This is a genomic window from Nostoc sp. FACHB-888 (genome assembly GCF_014696655.1).
Classification (GTDB): domain Bacteria; phylum Cyanobacteriota; class Cyanobacteriia; order Cyanobacteriales; family Nostocaceae; genus Nostoc.
In genome coordinates, this window is record NZ_JACJQM010000111.1 from 1 (window position 1) to 15,456 (window position 15,456).

16 protein-coding genes and 1 pseudogene are annotated in these 15,456 nt (G+C 41.7%); 11 read left to right on the forward strand and 6 right to left on the reverse strand.

Annotated features, from left to right (window positions below; all coding sequences use genetic code 11):
- Nucleotides 1–92: 92 nt before the first annotated feature.
- On the forward strand, nucleotides 93–995 hold the full coding sequence (locus H6G26_RS31710; RefSeq protein ID WP_190734659.1) for a hypothetical protein: 903 nt from the start codon (nucleotides 93–95) through the stop codon (nucleotides 993–995).
- Nucleotides 996–1,317: 322 nt separating this feature from the next.
- Here the strand turns inward: H6G26_RS31710 and H6G26_RS31715 are convergent, their stop codons facing one another.
- Complete coding sequence (locus tag H6G26_RS31715; protein ID WP_190734661.1) at nucleotides 1,318–1,827, reverse strand: GNAT family N-acetyltransferase; 510 nt, start codon at nucleotides 1,825–1,827, stop codon at nucleotides 1,318–1,320.
- 706 nt (nucleotides 1,828–2,533) lie between these two features.
- Between H6G26_RS31715 and H6G26_RS31720 the strand changes: the two genes are divergently transcribed.
- On the forward strand, nucleotides 2,534–4,537 hold the full coding sequence (locus H6G26_RS31720) for a DEAD/DEAH box helicase (protein WP_190734663.1): 2,004 nt from the start codon (nucleotides 2,534–2,536) through the stop codon (nucleotides 4,535–4,537).
- A gap of 144 nt (nucleotides 4,538–4,681) precedes the next feature.
- Here the strand turns inward: H6G26_RS31720 and H6G26_RS31725 are convergent, their stop codons facing one another.
- On the reverse strand, nucleotides 4,682–5,320 hold the full coding sequence (locus H6G26_RS31725; RefSeq protein ID WP_190734664.1) for a TenA family transcriptional regulator: 639 nt from the start codon (nucleotides 5,318–5,320) through the stop codon (nucleotides 4,682–4,684).
- A 149-nt stretch (nucleotides 5,321–5,469) separates the two neighbouring features.
- On the opposite strand from H6G26_RS31725, the gene H6G26_RS31730 reads away from it, so the two are divergent.
- From H6G26_RS31730 to H6G26_RS31740, 3 genes and pseudogenes are all read left to right on the forward strand, one after another.
- Nucleotides 5,470–5,964, forward strand: a complete 495-nt coding sequence (locus H6G26_RS31730) for a GNAT family N-acetyltransferase (RefSeq protein WP_190734666.1) — start codon at nucleotides 5,470–5,472, stop codon at nucleotides 5,962–5,964.
- 249 nt (nucleotides 5,965–6,213) lie between these two features.
- Nucleotides 6,214–6,570: pseudogene (locus H6G26_RS31735) on the forward strand (transposase); the annotation flags it as partial.
- A 1,359-nt stretch (nucleotides 6,571–7,929) separates the two neighbouring features.
- Nucleotides 7,930–9,255: a serine hydrolase gene (locus H6G26_RS31740; protein WP_190734668.1), complete on the forward strand. Its 1,326-nt coding sequence runs from the start codon at nucleotides 7,930–7,932 to the stop codon at nucleotides 9,253–9,255.
- Nucleotides 9,256–9,632: 377 nt separating this feature from the next.
- Here H6G26_RS31740 and H6G26_RS31745 read toward each other — a convergent pair whose 3' ends face one another.
- The 4 genes from H6G26_RS31745 to H6G26_RS31760 all read right to left on the reverse strand — a co-directional run bounded on the left by H6G26_RS31745 (nucleotide 9,633) and on the right by H6G26_RS31760 (nucleotide 11,625).
- Entirely contained in the window at nucleotides 9,633–9,854 is a 222-nt protein-coding gene (locus H6G26_RS31745; protein ID WP_190734670.1) for a hypothetical protein, read from the reverse strand.
- Nucleotides 9,847–10,314, reverse strand: coding sequence for a GNAT family N-acetyltransferase (locus tag H6G26_RS31750; protein ID WP_190734672.1), 468 nt, complete (start codon nucleotides 10,312–10,314; stop codon nucleotides 9,847–9,849). The genes H6G26_RS31745 and H6G26_RS31750 overlap by 8 nt, the downstream gene beginning before the upstream one ends.
- Nucleotides 10,292–11,266 carry a hypothetical protein gene (locus H6G26_RS31755; protein ID WP_190734673.1) on the reverse strand — a complete coding sequence of 325 codons (975 nt, stop codon included), beginning with the start codon at nucleotides 11,264–11,266 and terminating at the stop codon, nucleotides 10,292–10,294. The genes H6G26_RS31750 and H6G26_RS31755 overlap by 23 nt, the downstream gene beginning before the upstream one ends.
- A gap of 179 nt (nucleotides 11,267–11,445) precedes the next feature.
- Nucleotides 11,446–11,625 carry a hypothetical protein gene (locus H6G26_RS31760; RefSeq protein ID WP_190734675.1) on the reverse strand — a complete coding sequence of 60 codons (180 nt, stop codon included), beginning with the start codon at nucleotides 11,623–11,625 and terminating at the stop codon, nucleotides 11,446–11,448.
- 166 nt (nucleotides 11,626–11,791) lie between these two features.
- On the opposite strand from H6G26_RS31760, the gene H6G26_RS31765 reads away from it, so the two are divergent.
- The 6 genes from H6G26_RS31765 to H6G26_RS31790 form a co-directional block, all read left to right on the forward strand.
- Nucleotides 11,792–12,619: a hypothetical protein gene (locus H6G26_RS31765; protein WP_190734677.1), complete on the forward strand. Its 828-nt coding sequence runs from the start codon at nucleotides 11,792–11,794 to the stop codon at nucleotides 12,617–12,619.
- Between the two features lie 132 nt (nucleotides 12,620–12,751).
- Nucleotides 12,752–13,078 (forward strand): hypothetical protein, encoded by a 327-nt coding sequence (locus H6G26_RS31770; protein ID WP_190734679.1) that lies wholly within the window; start codon nucleotides 12,752–12,754, stop codon nucleotides 13,076–13,078.
- Nucleotides 13,071–13,271 (forward strand): hypothetical protein, encoded by a 201-nt coding sequence (locus H6G26_RS31775; RefSeq protein WP_190734681.1) that lies wholly within the window; start codon nucleotides 13,071–13,073, stop codon nucleotides 13,269–13,271. Before H6G26_RS31770 ends, H6G26_RS31775 begins: the two co-directional genes overlap by 8 nt.
- 24 nt (nucleotides 13,272–13,295) lie before the next feature.
- Nucleotides 13,296–13,754 carry a DUF1392 domain-containing protein gene (locus H6G26_RS31780; RefSeq protein ID WP_190734683.1) on the forward strand — a complete coding sequence of 153 codons (459 nt, stop codon included), beginning with the start codon at nucleotides 13,296–13,298 and terminating at the stop codon, nucleotides 13,752–13,754.
- A 43-nt stretch (nucleotides 13,755–13,797) separates the two neighbouring features.
- Nucleotides 13,798–14,685, forward strand: a complete 888-nt coding sequence (locus H6G26_RS31785) for a hypothetical protein (RefSeq protein WP_190734685.1) — start codon at nucleotides 13,798–13,800, stop codon at nucleotides 14,683–14,685.
- 145 nt (nucleotides 14,686–14,830) lie between these two features.
- On the forward strand, nucleotides 14,831–15,456 hold a 626-nt coding region (locus tag H6G26_RS31790), incomplete at its 3' end, for a hypothetical protein (RefSeq protein WP_190734687.1).

Below are 15,456 nucleotides of genomic sequence, written 5' to 3' on the forward strand. Positions count from 1 at the left end.
ACACGATTATCATTCTTATTTAAATGTTTTGAGTATTTTAACTGATTGACAAAAGACACTTTGTCCTAACCTCTCACCGATGTTCAGAGATTTTGGCTTACTGCCAGAAGATTGTAGAGAGAAAAATAGAAAATAATATTTCTAGCTTACATCCACTCCCAGATATTCAAGAATTGATGCCAAAATCAATGCAGGGTAAAATCGCATTAATAAAAAGCATTTTATTTCTGTTGCGTTTCCAGTTAAAACTGAGTTTACATCGTTCTAAATCTTTAAAATCTGAGAAGTACGTTCCTATAGAATTACGTCGTTGTAACATGATTCAAAGGAAGTTTAATAAAGAAATTACTACAGAATTGGTAGAAAGGTGTCGGAAGGAAAGTACAACGGTACATGGTGCTTTATGTGCAGCAATGATGTTGGCAGTGGCTAGAAGAATCAGAAGTAAAAATGAAGAAATTTTACCCCTTAGTTGCAACTCTCCTGTTGATTTAAGAAAACATTTCAAGCCAGAAGTGACTAAAGAAAACTTAGGTATGTTATTTTCGGCTCTTACTACATTACATAAGCTAGACATAAATACAACTCTTTGGGATTTAGCGCGAGATGTCAGAGAACAGATAAAAAGGAATTTAGATAATGAGAATCTTTTTAGTATAGTATTAATGTCTAAAAAAATTTATAAAACATTTTTATCTCATCCAAATAAAACACCCGTGACACTGAATGTTAGTAATATTGGTCGAATAGATATTCCCAGCAATTATGGTTTATTCCAACTTGAAGAGATTAGTTTTGTGTTTACTCAAGCAATATTTGGTGGTGTTTTTGGTACTGCAATTACAACATTCCAAGGCATGATGATTTTAAACTTCATGTTCTCTGAACCTTCGATTAGTAAAGAAACAATCGAAAGTTTAGTTAACGATACAATCTTTTGTATTATCAATGCTTGTAACAAAGAAAATATGCTTGATTTTACTGGAGCTAGTTAACCTCCATTATCGTAACTAAAGTATCATCCTTGATTTAGTAATAAAAATGTAAGGATTCAGGTCAAGAGGTATTGATAAATGTGACATCTGAAACGGAATATCACAATTATGGGAAAAGACCTGCTTGTGAAATTAGAGTGTGAAACCCAGCTCCTATTAGCTCCGGAATAACTGGTAGACGTAATTGTTGAGCAGCCGATCGCCATAGAGAAACTTAACTCCAGAATTTTAGAACTAGAAGAAAAATTTGCCGAACATTCATAGCGGATTGCACCACACATACAACCGCCAGTAAAAGGTGTTTTCACGTTCTGACTTCTGTCTATCTAGTAGAATATACCAATGAGAACACCCCGTTCGGGTCGGTTTCTTTTCGCTCAAAGATCATTCCAGCTTTTTCAAGCACTCGTTGTGACGCTAAATTTTCTGGATAGATTGTGGCAAAAATCTGCGCTAGTCCACACTGTGTCAGCCCATAGTCAAGCAAGGCTGGAACCAGCTCACTGGCTAAACCCTGCCCCCACCAATGCGGCTCAAAACTGTAAATAATCTCCGGGATTGGGGGGTTAGTCCGTTCTGGATCGTACACAATTCCGCAACACCCGACAAATTCATTTGTGCTCTTCTCCACCACTGCCGAAGCCCCGAAACCTTTGGTTTGATAGTTACACAGCGAAACTTCAATCCATTTAACACACTGTTCATAAGTCAGGGGCTGCCCATCACCCATCCACTGCGCTACCTTAGGATTACTATGTAGCCGAAACAGTGCAGCTGAATCCTCTGGCAAAAAGTGACGGACGAACAGACGTGGCGTTTTTAAGAATTTCAAAACTACCTCTAGATATTTTATTCAGTTATGAAGCATTAAATTATGGCTGCGGAAATGTTGTACTAAAAACGATAGTACACAGATAGTTTGATTGTCAATTATTCTGGTAGGTGCGAATACTCTTGTTTGAGGTGGGGATAACCATTTGAGTAATATATTGTAACATTTTTACCTGTGAGTCCGGCGTATGCTTTCCTCTAGCAAAAGGTACAGGGTGAGCGGTTAGGAGTATGTCAATGCACTTTTGCTTTGAACCAATGAAAAAGCTGAGGCAGAAAAACTTACTCGCTGGCATTATCAGCCACCGTACCAAATGTATAATACTACATCTGATGAAACACTAATTGGGTCGTTTATAAACCCTGAAAACGCTTACTATATTGAAAGGTTAACCAAAATATAGTCAGCAATTCCTAAACGAGATATTTGGAGATGATACTGATTACCTTGAGCTATCAAAATCGATTTGTACCCTGCACTATGTTCAACTTCTACTCACTAAGATTATCGCAAATAAACTAACAATTTGGTAAATCTATATTTTTAGTCTATCTAATTTGCTCTTTATGAAGTAAAATCGCATCAACTCAACCCAAAACATCTTTACTACTTTTAGAATTGAGATTCTCGGTATTTTAACTTTAAAAGCTTATGGCATAATGAGCAATATTCCCCCGGGAGAAAAATTATTGTTGAGGTAGATTGAATGCCTGTTATCTACGAGCTTAGAGATTATCAACATCAGTGGATAAAAGATATTTGGAATTCTTGGGAAAAAGGTAATAGGCGGGTGCTTGGACAACTCCCGACAGCCGCCGGAAAAATGGTGTGTTTTGCACATATTTCCCATAAATTTTTTGAGCAAGGGAAGCAAGTTTTAGTCATTGCCCATCGGATTGAGTTGATATCTCAAGCTGCTGAAAAGTTAGAGCAAATTATCGGTGAACCAGTTGGAATTATCAAAGCACGTGTTCTGGCTAATCCTGAACGGAGAATCCAAGTTGCTAGCGTTCAAACGTTGAGTAGACGAGAAGTATTAGAGTTGCCAATGAACATTGGACTTTTGATATTAGATGAGGCGCATCATGCAACTGCTTTATCTTATCGGCGACTAATTGAACATTATGAAAGCGCCCAGATATTAGGTGTAACTGCCACTCCTCAGAGAATTGACGGTCAAGGTTTTGTTGATTTATTTGATGATTTGGTTATTGGCATTGACACGGCTTACTTAATTCAAGCTGGGTATTTAAGTAACTTTCGATTATTTGCAACGAATCAAACTATTTCTACTCTTGGAGTTGCAAAATCTCGTGGGGATTTTAGAGCTAAAGATTTAGCAGTTGCCGTTACTAGTCAGATTGGGGTTAGTGAAATCCTTGAGAATTACTTTAAATATGCACGAAATCTTCGTACAGTTATTTTCGCTTGTAGCTTAGAACATTCTCGTGCCCTGGCGGCGGAATTTTCTCGTAATTATATTAGTGCCGAACATTTGGATGGGAAAACTCCCCCACAAGAGAGATTAGAAATATTGCAGCGTTTTCGCAATGGCACTACCCAAGTAATTACTAATTACGAAATCTTAACTGAGGGCTTTGATTGCCCTAATATTGAGTGCGTTTACTGTGTCCGTCCAACTGAAAGCTCTACTATGTGGCTGCAAATGCTGGGGCGGGTTCTAAGAACTTACGCTTTAAAACCAACTGCGGTGATTATTGACATTACCGATAATTGGAAAAAACATGGGCTTCCTGATGAACCACGCAAATGGAGTTTATTGCCTAAAACTATATCAGAAATACAAAACAAAGGCTTAATTCAATGTGAGCATTGTACCCATATTTTTAAACCACTAACTGATGAATTAGCTATTGAAGCCGAAGTTGACGAGGATGGAGTGCTAATTCAACATCACCAAGCTATTTGTCCAAGCTGTGGTGAAACGATTGATTTTATTACTAAAGAAAATTCTGCAAAGCCAAATTTTAGCAGAATTCGACTTAGGCAGGGTTTTAGCCTTGAGCTTGCAGAAATTGACCTTTCTGTTTCTACTTACAGATTAGACTTAGTTACTGATACGATCCGAAGGCAAGGTTTACGGGGTGCGAGTCCCACTAAAATTTATAGCGCCATTTTCATCGCTTTTATTGAAAATATTACTAGATTTACTCTTGGTGATTGGCGCGAAATCGTTAAAATGGTTGAGCCATCCCAATCAGCAATTACCAAAAAAGCATGGGAACTGTACAAGGAAGCTTTTGAACGACATAAGAACCGCATCTTGGCTATGTCTTTTGTTGAACAGAAAAAGCTAAAACAACAAGGCAGTAGCAATGTGGCGACTAATGTAACGACAATAGAAGCCCTTGGGCAGTTAGAGAATAGTATATTCTGGGAACCAAAACCACAGGAAAAGTCATCTAAGTTCAAAAAGAATTTAGGCGATAATTATTTTCGAGTGAAGTACAAATCACAATGGAAAGAATCTTTAACTTACTGTTCAATGCTAACAGGTGATTTTTTAAATATAAATGCTGGATTGTTCCATGTGGAAGTTAAAGATGTATATGTAAATATCTGTATTGAGGTTAGAGAACTTCCTGGGCTAAAATCCAAACTAACAGAGATTTGTGATGCCGCAGAGATTGAATATGCCTTTACTCAAGGGTTTGGGAAGCTTGCTAAGATCATGTTCCGGTTAAGTTGATTCTCAATATTAGGTCATAATTGAATGGCACACTTTAAAAAAGCGCTAACCCTTGTTATTACTGGTTTTTGGGTCTGGGGTTACAGGTTCGGCTGTAAAAAATCAAGAAGAATTTGTCGGCGTTTCACACTCGTTTGTTGAAAACTATTTTGATTCATGCTGTGCTGTGTGAAAAGCCATCTGCCAGAAATTATGTTCAAATTTTGCTACTCTTAAAAAAGATTCTTCAGCTTGTTTTTGAATATCTTCCTGTGCCGTTTCTAAAACCTCATCAGCTTGCTGTGACAAAAGTTTTACATATTTTGTAAAATCAGTATTTCCCCATCTTTGTGCAAATTCATTGTAAGGTGCAGGCATCTTACCTGGTAGTTGCCAACCTTGATTATAGGCTAATTCAATAGCCCAAAATGCAGTTGCTTGTACAGGATAAGGCTTGTCTGCAAGACTCTCTATATATTCACAGTATTCTCTACAGGTTGATTGTTTTTTTATATTAAGATTCAGTTGTCGTTGGGTAGCTTTTTCTTGAAACCAATTGAGTTCGTCTTTAAGAGCTGCCAGTCCTCCAAGTATCACATCAAAATGTTCTGGAGGTGCGCTGGCTAATACTCGCCCTACCATCCGCGTAAATTCCACAACAAACAGATAATCTTGCATCAACCATGTATTGAATTGCTGGGGTTGAATTATACCTAATTGACACTGTTCTAGAAAGGGATGCACAGTTGCTTCTTGCCAATCTTGAGCGTGATTTTCTAAAAGAAGTTTGCAGGTAATAGTCATTTTGGCTCAATAGGTATTTCGGGGAGATGGAATGGAGAAGAGTAGACTGGTAAGATCCTAACGATTCTATCTCCTACTGAGGTGACATCTAGTAGTCTGGAAATCCATTTAATTGAATCTTGTCAAAAATTTAGCCAGGAGAAACAAGATTGAAATCTTCTACACTTGAGTTCAAACCTATCAACCTAGAACGGGATCAAGATTTATGCGTTCAGTTCAGAGCAGACTCTTTCATTTGCAGCTTTGGTTCAGCCGCTCGGTTTTATAAAGAGGATGGAAGCGGATCTGGAGAATATTTGCAGTGGCTCAGACAGCGAATGGCAGAAATCCCGAACAGTTGTGTACACGTTTGGAAAGAAGAGCAAATCATTGGGCAAATTGAGATGATGCGTTGTCAACACGATTCAAGCGTTGGCTACGTCAATCTGTTTTACCTGACTCCAGAGTTTCGAGGTCACGGTTTTGGTCAGCAGTTAGATCAACACGCAGCCCATTTTTTCAAGCGTCTGGGTTGTCACTCAGCCCGCTTGAACGTCAGTCCTACGAATCGAGTGGCAATGAGATTTTATCTCAATCACGGATGGGTTGATTTAGGACAACGAGAAGATCATCCTGAAGTTCACTATCTTGAAAAGAAATATTGAGCAAACGTACAGTAGCATTTCAGTGGCGCTCCTAATTTAGGCTACATTCCACTAGTGGACTAATACGTAGGATTGATGGCGAAGAACTTGAATGGGCATTTAGACTGCATATTTCCTTGCCTGTGTTCAAATTCCAGATTTTGATAGAGGCTAGAAGTTTATTTGGCAGTGGGATTTGAGTCTGAATCAAAGTTTTGGGAGAAACTGCCTTTTTGAGACTAATTCTTGACCACCAAGTTGCATTCCTGTATTGATCTATGGATTAACTTGCCTGGGGCGACAGCAGGTCAGCTTTTACGTTCTTTGCGCGATAAAGCAAATTAATGGTGGTATTTCCTTGACTATCCTGAAATCCCCCCTGATAACAATCAGGCTGAACGAGAGTCCTTCGGACACGCTTCGCGAACGCTGCGTTTAGCTGTCACAAAACGTAAAGTTAGTGGTGGTTCCCGTTCAATGGAGCGGTTTCAACACACTGCCAATTTGTTGACTGTGGTGCAAACCTGTCGTCGTCAAGGTAGGTCTGTTATTGATTTTTTTGCACAAGCTCTACTGGCTAATTCCAATAATTATCTGTCTCGCCCATCCCTACTTCCTAAATATTAGACCTGAATCCTTACCACACCTCTCCTGTCAAATATAAATTTCATGATTGGGATAGCAATTAAAATAATAGTTGTGTAGTTGTCTGTTTGATGAAACCGATTGTGCGCTCACCTTTATGCTTAAGAAAAACTTTCGACAGTGAGCGAATGCTCTTGACACCTAATCAATTCTTGTCTATTATAAGAGCAAAGCGAGAAAGTCGTCGTTTGTAGCAAAGCTGTTATTAGGCGACAAAAAAATATTAATATTCTGAAAAATCTTCTCCGAAGGGCTTGAGTAATCGGAGATATTTTGCTATCAATATATCAAGTATTAAAGGTTTAAGTGTAGATATGACCGACGACTTTCTCGTTGCTCGTTGGTTCAGTTTCGCTTCTTACCTCTAGTGCCAAATAGGTCGTTTTAGGAGGAAAGTCAGCGTATAGTTGATGACTAGCCTGCATAAGTAAGCAAGGCTTTGATTATTGCTATACCCGGTTTTGGGATTTGACCGCAGTTTCTACATAAAGACACTGCAACTTTAGTAATTTCTGTTGTCACTTCTTAATTGGTCGTTGATGGTGGGAGTTAAAGTCTGTAAGTCCTGGACTGTAAAACTAGTGCAGCGTCTAACCTGGCTGCCGCGCACTTACCCAGACGTGCCACCAAACTTAGTAATGGAAATCTAGCCTGAGTTCAAACGCCTCTTTCTGAAATAGAATCCCGGTTTAATCTTATCTGCAATGAAAAACCACACTGGTGTTCTGATAGTTCTAGGCCAAGGCAGTGTCTTTACCGTTGTCTATTGGTCGTAAAACCATAGCCAAATCTCCTTTTGAACAAACCCCTTCTCTGCCAGGGGTTACGCAAACGGGGCGGGGTATGGGGTTGCAGGTTCGGGTGTAGGGACAATACGGTTCGGTTAACAAAGTTATTGTTGAGGCGAGCAGTTCTTGAGCAGGCAAAGAACAGAAGTAGGGAAAGAGAACTTGCTACTCTCTTTCCTCCCCTGCACAAGAACTGCCTCAAAAGCTTATCCGAACCGTATTGGAGGCGATGAAATACAGCGTCATTAGGGAGTCCAATAAATAAATCAGCCCAGCCGTCGCTTTCGCCCTCAAGGCGAAAGCGCCTAGATATCTCGGTTTTGCCAAAAATATTATTGATACGGCTGGGCTGATTTATTCTTGGCAAGTGCCTTATTTGAAACCCCATAATTAAATAATGGGGTTCCCCACGCCCTACACCCTGTTCATTAACGCCTAAGAAACCCAAAAATACTCAATTATCAACAGCGAATAGCCTTAGAACATCTGCATAGTAGCTAGAAAAATTACTTCCTTGAAAGCCGTCCTTTTTGTAATAATTTCGGAGTTTTCGATGTTGACTAGTCATAACTTATCAAAAGCAATCGATGACCTTGTACAATCTGCATTCACTCCAAATGAACCTGGAGTGGCTGTTATCGTCACCCAAGCTGGTGAGGTTATCCATCGCAAAGGGTATGGAATAGCAAACTTAGAACTTGGAGTGACAATTGAGCCAGACATGGTTTTCCGTCTCGGCTCAATCTCAAAACAGTTCACAGCAGTCGCTGTGCTGATGCTGATGGAACAAGGTAAGCTCGATCTTGATGACCCAATTACTAAGTTTTTGCCCAACTACCCAACTCATGACTACTTAATAACAATAGAACATTTGTTAACTCATACTAATGGCATACAAAACTACACAGCGATGCCTCAGATGCACTCTTTACAGAGGAAAGATTTTACCGTTGAAGAGTTAATTGACTTTTTCAAATATCAGCCTATGCAGTTTGCACCGGGGAAGCGTTGGTTTTATACCAACTCTGGATACTTTCTTCTTGGGGCGATTATTGAAACAATATCAGGGCTGACTTATGAGCAATTTGTTCAACAAAACATCTTTGATACGTTGGAAATGAAACAGTCTTGCTATGATATGCCACAACGTATTATTCCTCGACGCGCTTGTGGCTATCAAAAAGGAACTGACGGTTATCTCAATGCAGAATATATGAGTATGACAATACCTTATGCTGCGGGTTCATTGGCTTCAACTGTGGATGACTTAGCAAAATGGGATGCAGCACTTTACACAGCTAAATTAGTTTCACAGGAAACGCTTAGACGAGCATTTACGACAACAAGATTAGTTAATTGTAATTATGGCTATGGTTGGTTTATTACCAATTATCAGGGACATCAAATAGTGGAACACGATGGCGGAATCGACGGATTCGCGGCTCACGCTATTCGGATGCCAAACGAGCGTATTTTTGTCGCGGTACTCTCAAATAATCAGCACAAAGAGCGTCTACTTGAACCCCTGATAGTAAAGATTGCTACACATACTATTGGAAAACCCTATCAAGAGCCACCAACAATCCAGGTTAGTTCAGAACTTCTTGCTTCTTATGAGGGTGTATACCGATTTCATGACGGCGCTGAAATTACTGTTACCTGCCAGAACAATATCCTGTTCTCCCGAAACGAGGGTTGTCCTCCATTGGAGTATTTCCCAGTTTCTCCAACTGAATTTGTCTTCAAATCAAATAGTTTCTACCAATATAGGTTCATAAGCAATGCCCAAGGTATGGTAACCGGAGTCGAATTACGGTATCGCTTAGATCCACCAGAAGTAGCAAATAAAATAGCCAATGCTGTACCAGAGTTAGTATAAAATACTTCTAATACATACGAGTGTTACGCTTGTAAAGATAAAACCTTTGCTAGGGATGGGTTTAGAGGTGTAGGCTGAATGTGTTTAAGACAATTAGACTTTAGTTGCGTCAAGGAGTTCAACATTTTCTTGATTCCCCAATACCTGCAACCCCACACTCCACACCCTCTCATCCAGTTATATCAAGGGTTTATGCTTAACAAGCGTGCCATTCGGGACTAAAAGTCTTTCCCCTATACCTCATCCGCTGTTCAGTAAAAACCTAGAACGGCAAAACTAACTGGAGAGGTGAGACTAAAGGCTTAATTACGTATGCGTCTTAGAAAATCAAACGAGTTTACTATGCTTCCAACCTACCTCTAGCAAGTTTTACCGCTCTAGATTATATCTCCCCCGTATTCATACTCCACCAAACTCAACAATTTCTCTTCCACAGCAGTAAGATAAGCACGCTTGGGCTTCTCCAATAACTGCAACAGATTTTTGACTGTCTCCAAAGAGTGAATCCGAATATATTCGCGTAAGCGTAGGCGTAGCCCGCCGCAGGCATCGCAAATCACCTGAGCGTTAAGGGTAATTATTACTAACCAATCAAGCAAGCTTTTTCGTCATAAATACGCTGTTTGGATCATCAATGTATTCTGCAAAGGGGACTCGGTACTCAAACCCATACCGTGTATACAAGGCTCGTGCTGAAGCGAATTCTGGAATTGCCCCTGTTTCTAAATTCAAGCAATCGTAACCACGTCGTTGGGCTTCTTTAATAATCTGTTCCAGAATCTTTGAGGCGACACCCCTACGTCGGTGAGCCTTGACGGTACGCATTGATTTGATTTCACCGCTTCTTGAATCTAGTTCTTTCAATGCCCCGCATCCAAGCAGTTCTTCGCCATCCCAAGCCGTCCAAAAAGTAATATCAGGCGAACGCAATGCCTCTATATCAAGAGCATGAACACTTTCTGGTGGGGTAATCTCATGCATATTTTTGAGATGTTCCCTCAGAAGGTCAGCAATATTTTTACCTGTCAAGTCATCTTCACGAATGTGCAATCGGCTCATTTCCTTCATTAACCCCATATTCCTGCTCAATCACACTCAACAACTTCTCCTCCACCGCAGTCAAATACGGTCGCTTTAATTTCCCCAAGTGCTCCAGCATATTATGGGCAGCTTCTTCTAGATTCTCATTGTCCCGTAGTTGATTAATGCGATCGCTAATCAACTGCATCTGCTGACATTCCGCAGGCAGATAGTTCAGTGGCTTGAGGTGGGCGATTCTTACAGTATATTCTCCATCCCAGGTTGTCACTGTGCAACTGAATTCTCCAACGTGGTTGACAATGCCCCAACACCCGCCCTTACCTCTGAGTTCTGGGTTGTCTTTTGCAAGAATTTGACAGACTTCGCCTAACTGGTAGGTGTTTGGTACTCTGGTTCGCTCAATAATGCGCTGCACCACATCCTTCACAATCCTACCACTTGGAACTTTACCACCTGCTGCCTCTACGGCCTGCTGCCATGCTTCTCTTTGTACTTCCGGCTCTAACGGAATCAAAGGTCGTAACTGATATTCGTTGATGGGTAAAACTTGTGTTTCGCTGGAATCTGGAGTAGATGTGTCCAAATCATTTTGAAAATGTGTCCTAATAGGACACATTTTCATGAGATTATCCACGACCACTGTACTTTCCATTAACCTATACGGATAACGCCGCTCAAAACCAAAACGCTCACGGCAGTATTCTTCAAAAGTTTTGTGCGTACTTCGGTACAGCTTTCTGTCTCGTAATTCCGTTAAGGCTTTACCCGCAAGGTAAAACGCTTTTTCTACTTGCCGTTCCAAATGCAAGCGATCGCTAATTTCCTGCTCGGTTAATTCGGGAATTTCAACAGCAGTAACGGTAATGGTTGCTGTAGCTGGGTCTTCTTCTTGAGCAAGATTATCTGGTGATGTGCTGTCAGTGGATGAAGAGACGGTGGATTTTTTGGGCTTTGAGGATGGTTTAGCCATGATTTCACCCTTCTCAAGGGTATTTGCTCAGACTGGCTCACAAAATTATGGCTGTAGTCAGGGCTACAAACGCTTAAGAGCGGTTAATTTCAGCTTCTACCGCCAGAACCTCAACTGAACCCCTAAGCGATCGCTTCTGTAGAGCCACTGAAAATAGTGCGGAAGTTAATGGCTTGAGGTCAAGCATCCTTTAACTCTCCATTATTCCTGGCACGCTCTAACTCTTCTTCGCAAAGGACTTCTATTAAATTTGACAGAGAACGCTTCCTAATCTTAGCTAGCCGTTCTAAGTCAGACTTTAATGCTTCGTCCAAATAAAGCGATATTCGCTTTTTGGCTGTAACCATCGACAACACCATAGCACTACTCCAAAACTATACTTCCTCCATTGTAGCACGAGGGTAACGCTACTTTGATTAAAAAAGATGTTGTGGTAGCGTTAAAATAGTGCTACTATGTGAATAAAGAAAGCGCTACCGACGGTCAATCTGAAGCGCTTTCTGTCCCTTTAGGAACTTATTCATTATGACTCACGCCTTTTACACAGCACAACAGCTGCAACTGAAATCGATTGCCCGTCTCAAGCAAATCTACAGCGAAATCGCCTGCACAGTCGAAGTAAGCGATAAACGCTGTAAGGATGCGTGGATTTCCGCCATTGTTAACTATCAGGCAAGCAAGATTCAGAAAGTCGCCCCCACTGCCCCCGACGAACAAGCCGCAGCCCAAGCCGAACTCGACCACTTCATCGCTGACCAAGCCCAAGCCATCGCTCCCGAACTCCTCACAATAGTCGAAATCTCGTTTGACCATCACGAATATTACGCTGATGACAAACTGGTAGCCAGCATCAGCCATGACGACAACCATTTAACGCAACGCTGGGTAGTCATGATCAACGATAAAGAATTATTTCGTGCCAACACTCTAATGCGTTGCGATCGCTTCATCTGCACTCACTACAAAGATGGCTCATTACCTGTGCAGGAAAAAGAAGCAACACCCCCCACGACCGAAAACCACATCATGGCGCATATCTTCAACGAGTGCCAGAATTACGGCTTTGAAATTCTCGATGATGGGATTTATACCCACGATACTGAAGACGGCAAACTATGCAAATTGGGTCAAGTCGGATGCACTAACGGTAACTGGTGGGTAATCCTGGGTTATTCAGGTCAACAGCAGTATTCTAACTCGGTCTATGATGCAGTGCGATCGCTGTCGATGGTGGATGTGTCTACTGATGGTAAATCCATTTTTGATGAATATTTTTTAGACCAACCCTTAGAACAGCTAACTGGCGATAAATTGCAGCGCCTGCTGGAAAAAGCGGAGTTAGTAACAGCGTAAGTCTTGGGCTTCGCCTGGGAAAAGGTTAAAGGTATTGGTTAAAAAGGTAAATTTCTTCATTCCTTTCCCCCTTACCCTTACCCCTTTTCCCTTTTCCCTAAAATACATTCCCTCCATTCATTAATCACAAATATGCAAGCCACAATATCAATCCCTCAACACTGGCCCTACCCTCGCTTTAACTTGGAACAGCGTACACAACAGGGCATCATCCTGGGACTTTATTACTATCCTTTGGGTACAGAGTTGGCTGAACAATTTGATGATGGTTGGCGCTATGTGCTGATGCCTAACAAAAATTCTGATGAAATATCTTACTTGCAAGAGAATCAAATTCAGCCGCTCACACCAGAAGAATTATTCTCAGAAATTACCGCAGAGATTAACTTTTACCAACAGCAAATAAGCATTCTCAACCGACAGTTAACTGTATTAACTCAAGGTGCAAACAATGGCTAAGTCTACAGACAACTTTGAGGGTAGAGCCAAGCACTTGCTGCGTTTACTTCAGCTTTGCGGTGGTTGTGTTCCATTGCATCGTTTGCAATTCCAATTCTCGGATTCAGTCATTCAAACTCTGCTGGATAAAGAACTGGTGCAAGTACAGAATACCGGACGCGGCTTTTTGTTGGAGATCGCCGAGGATTTTTAGGTTATTAATTCCAGGGGGAAAATCATGATTGACAACATTAACACACTTCAAACAAGCTGGTATCTCTCTCCACCTTGGCGTGGAACAATTCCACCTGTTGAGGTGAATTTACTGGAGAGAGTTTATCTGAGAACCACAAGAAGATTTGGCTACTGTTGCGGTATGCAATGGAAGCATGAGTGCTGGATTTATTCAATTGATTGCCGTGATGAAATACTGCACGCCACACAAAATCAAATCATCGGGACTGGAGAATTAGAAGCCATCAGTGTGCAAAAACCTGCCTTCGTTCTGGGCGAAAGAGTAATCCTCTGTTCTCACGATAAGGGAACAAAGCAACGGCTGATTCTGGGGATTGGACTGGTGAATAGTTCTTGGTTTTATGTCGTCGAATTGGTATCACCAACGTTAATTAAGACACTAACTATATCGAATCGTTTCTCACTGGTTGGTGAAAAAAGTTTGGTGCGCGTAAATGTCTAATTCTCTTTACTCAATAACGAAAATTTCTCACCCAATTAAAGTTATGTCACAAATCGAAGTAGCTCAAATTATTGAACAGATAAAGCAAGAAATCACTGTTGACTCTAATGGACAAGGTAAAGCCAGTATTCGGGCAACTGCAAGGCTGGCAGACGTACAAGATTCTTCGCTTCGTCGTGCGTTACTAAGTGCGGCACTGCAACCCTCTGCATTAGCCCAAAGTCTTATACAACAAGGGTTTACCCCTGCGGCACTGGAAACCTGGAATGAGGGAATACCTGATATGGGTGTTGCTGCCGTTATTGAATATTACGCTTTTGATGCTGGGCGGCACTGCAAGCAGCAAGCCAGACTTGTATGCAAAGCTTTTAACCGGATTGGTGTTCGCGCCTGGATGCAAGACATTATGGGCTGGACAAAACCCGCCACTCAACCACAAGAACAATCTTCCACACCAGCCCTCCCCCCAGTTGAACAACGATTGCATACTCTTGTCCTGGCAATGAAGACTTTAGCTGAGTTAACTGGTGGCAAACTCAACCCATACATGGAACAGCAATTCAAAGACTATGCCGGGAACCTTCTGGCAGAACACAACAGAAAATTGCTAACCCCTTCAGAAGAACGCTGGCTTGGCGTAGTCAACTTTGCAGAGAGCGAACTTGGAAAGAAAGTCCCCCTGAGCGGCGCTCACTATCGCGGACATCTTGGGACATGGGTTCGCACGTTTTACCCACAATTGGGCGATCGCCAAGAAACGCGATTGGTCAATGGCGTTCAACAGCCCATCTATGTCTACGCTTGTCACGAGCCGGCTGTTGCGGATGGGTTGACCAAAGCTATAGAAGAGTTCTTCGCTCATCCCAGTCCTAGTGCAGCGCTAAGGCAGGCGGGGGCTTTCGCTAGCAAGAAGGAAAAAGTATCAGTTTAATAACCATCAATCTTTAACTATTCAGCTGCCCGAATTCTGAGCGCTATTGGCTATTAAGCTGATACCGACCGGAGAACATAAACGTATTAAGAATTGTAACATCTGCTAACGACACAAACAATAATTCATCTGGATAGATAGGTTAATGACACGATTTCAAGACCCAAGAGCAGCAGAACTTGCCCAACAGATAGACCAAATAAACGTAACCGGTTGGGAAGGAGCCTGTGACATGGCACTACAACACGTAGCGAAAGGTGAATTATCCCCAGTAGAAACAGTATTGCGTTTCGATATGTTCCGAAAAAGAGCGCAAGATACACAGGGTAAACGACAAGCAATTTGGGCACAACAAGTAAGCCAAGGCATTAGCGGAATCGAATGGTACACCGTTGAGTACGGCGGTATGACTGTGGAGCTTCCCCGACTGTGTGAGGAGTTGATGCTCGTTCCTGGGGATAAGGAGATATTGATGCAGTCCAAGCCGGTGGCGCTCGACTTCCTTGCACATTGGAACCTCGCCTTCAAGCTGTGGCGTTATGACCGTGAAACTGACGAGCGCTGGCTTTCATCTCGGTGGAGTCAGTTTTACCAAGAGTGCTTACAACGGGAATGGTTGGAACTGTGGGCAGAAGATGAGGTTTACCAGATTCTCCTAAAAGATGGAACGTTTCAGGATAAGCCCACATTCGCCATCAACGCTTGCTGTTGCTGGGGTAATCCTTTAGCAGTCCACCGCACCACTGCATACTCTGATTCTGGCTCAAGCTG

Coding starts and splice junctions, on each gene's coding strand:
- H6G26_RS31720 (WP_190734663.1), top strand. CDS start 2,534: ATGCCTGTTATCTACGAGCTTAGAGATTATCAACATCAGTGGATAAAA.
- H6G26_RS31725 (WP_190734664.1), bottom strand. CDS start 5,320: ATGACTATTACCTGCAAACTTCTTTTAGAAAATCACGCTCAAGATTGG.
- H6G26_RS31760 (WP_190734675.1), bottom strand. CDS start 11,625: ATGGTGTTGTCGATGGTTACAGCCAAAAAGCGAATATCGCTTTATTTG.
- H6G26_RS31740 (WP_190734668.1), top strand. CDS start 7,930: ATGTTGACTAGTCATAACTTATCAAAAGCAATCGATGACCTTGTACAA.
- H6G26_RS31755 (WP_190734673.1), bottom strand. CDS start 11,266: ATGGCTAAACCATCCTCAAAGCCCAAAAAATCCACCGTCTCTTCATCC.
- H6G26_RS31780 (WP_190734683.1), top strand. CDS start 13,296: ATGATTGACAACATTAACACACTTCAAACAAGCTGGTATCTCTCTCCA.
- H6G26_RS31785 (WP_190734685.1), top strand. CDS start 13,798: ATGTCACAAATCGAAGTAGCTCAAATTATTGAACAGATAAAGCAAGAA.
- H6G26_RS31765 (WP_190734677.1), top strand. CDS start 11,792: ATGACTCACGCCTTTTACACAGCACAACAGCTGCAACTGAAATCGATT.
- H6G26_RS31775 (WP_190734681.1), top strand. CDS start 13,071: ATGGCTAAGTCTACAGACAACTTTGAGGGTAGAGCCAAGCACTTGCTG.
- H6G26_RS31770 (WP_190734679.1), top strand. CDS start 12,752: ATGCAAGCCACAATATCAATCCCTCAACACTGGCCCTACCCTCGCTTT.
- H6G26_RS31750 (WP_190734672.1), bottom strand. CDS start 10,314: ATGAGCCGATTGCACATTCGTGAAGATGACTTGACAGGTAAAAATATT.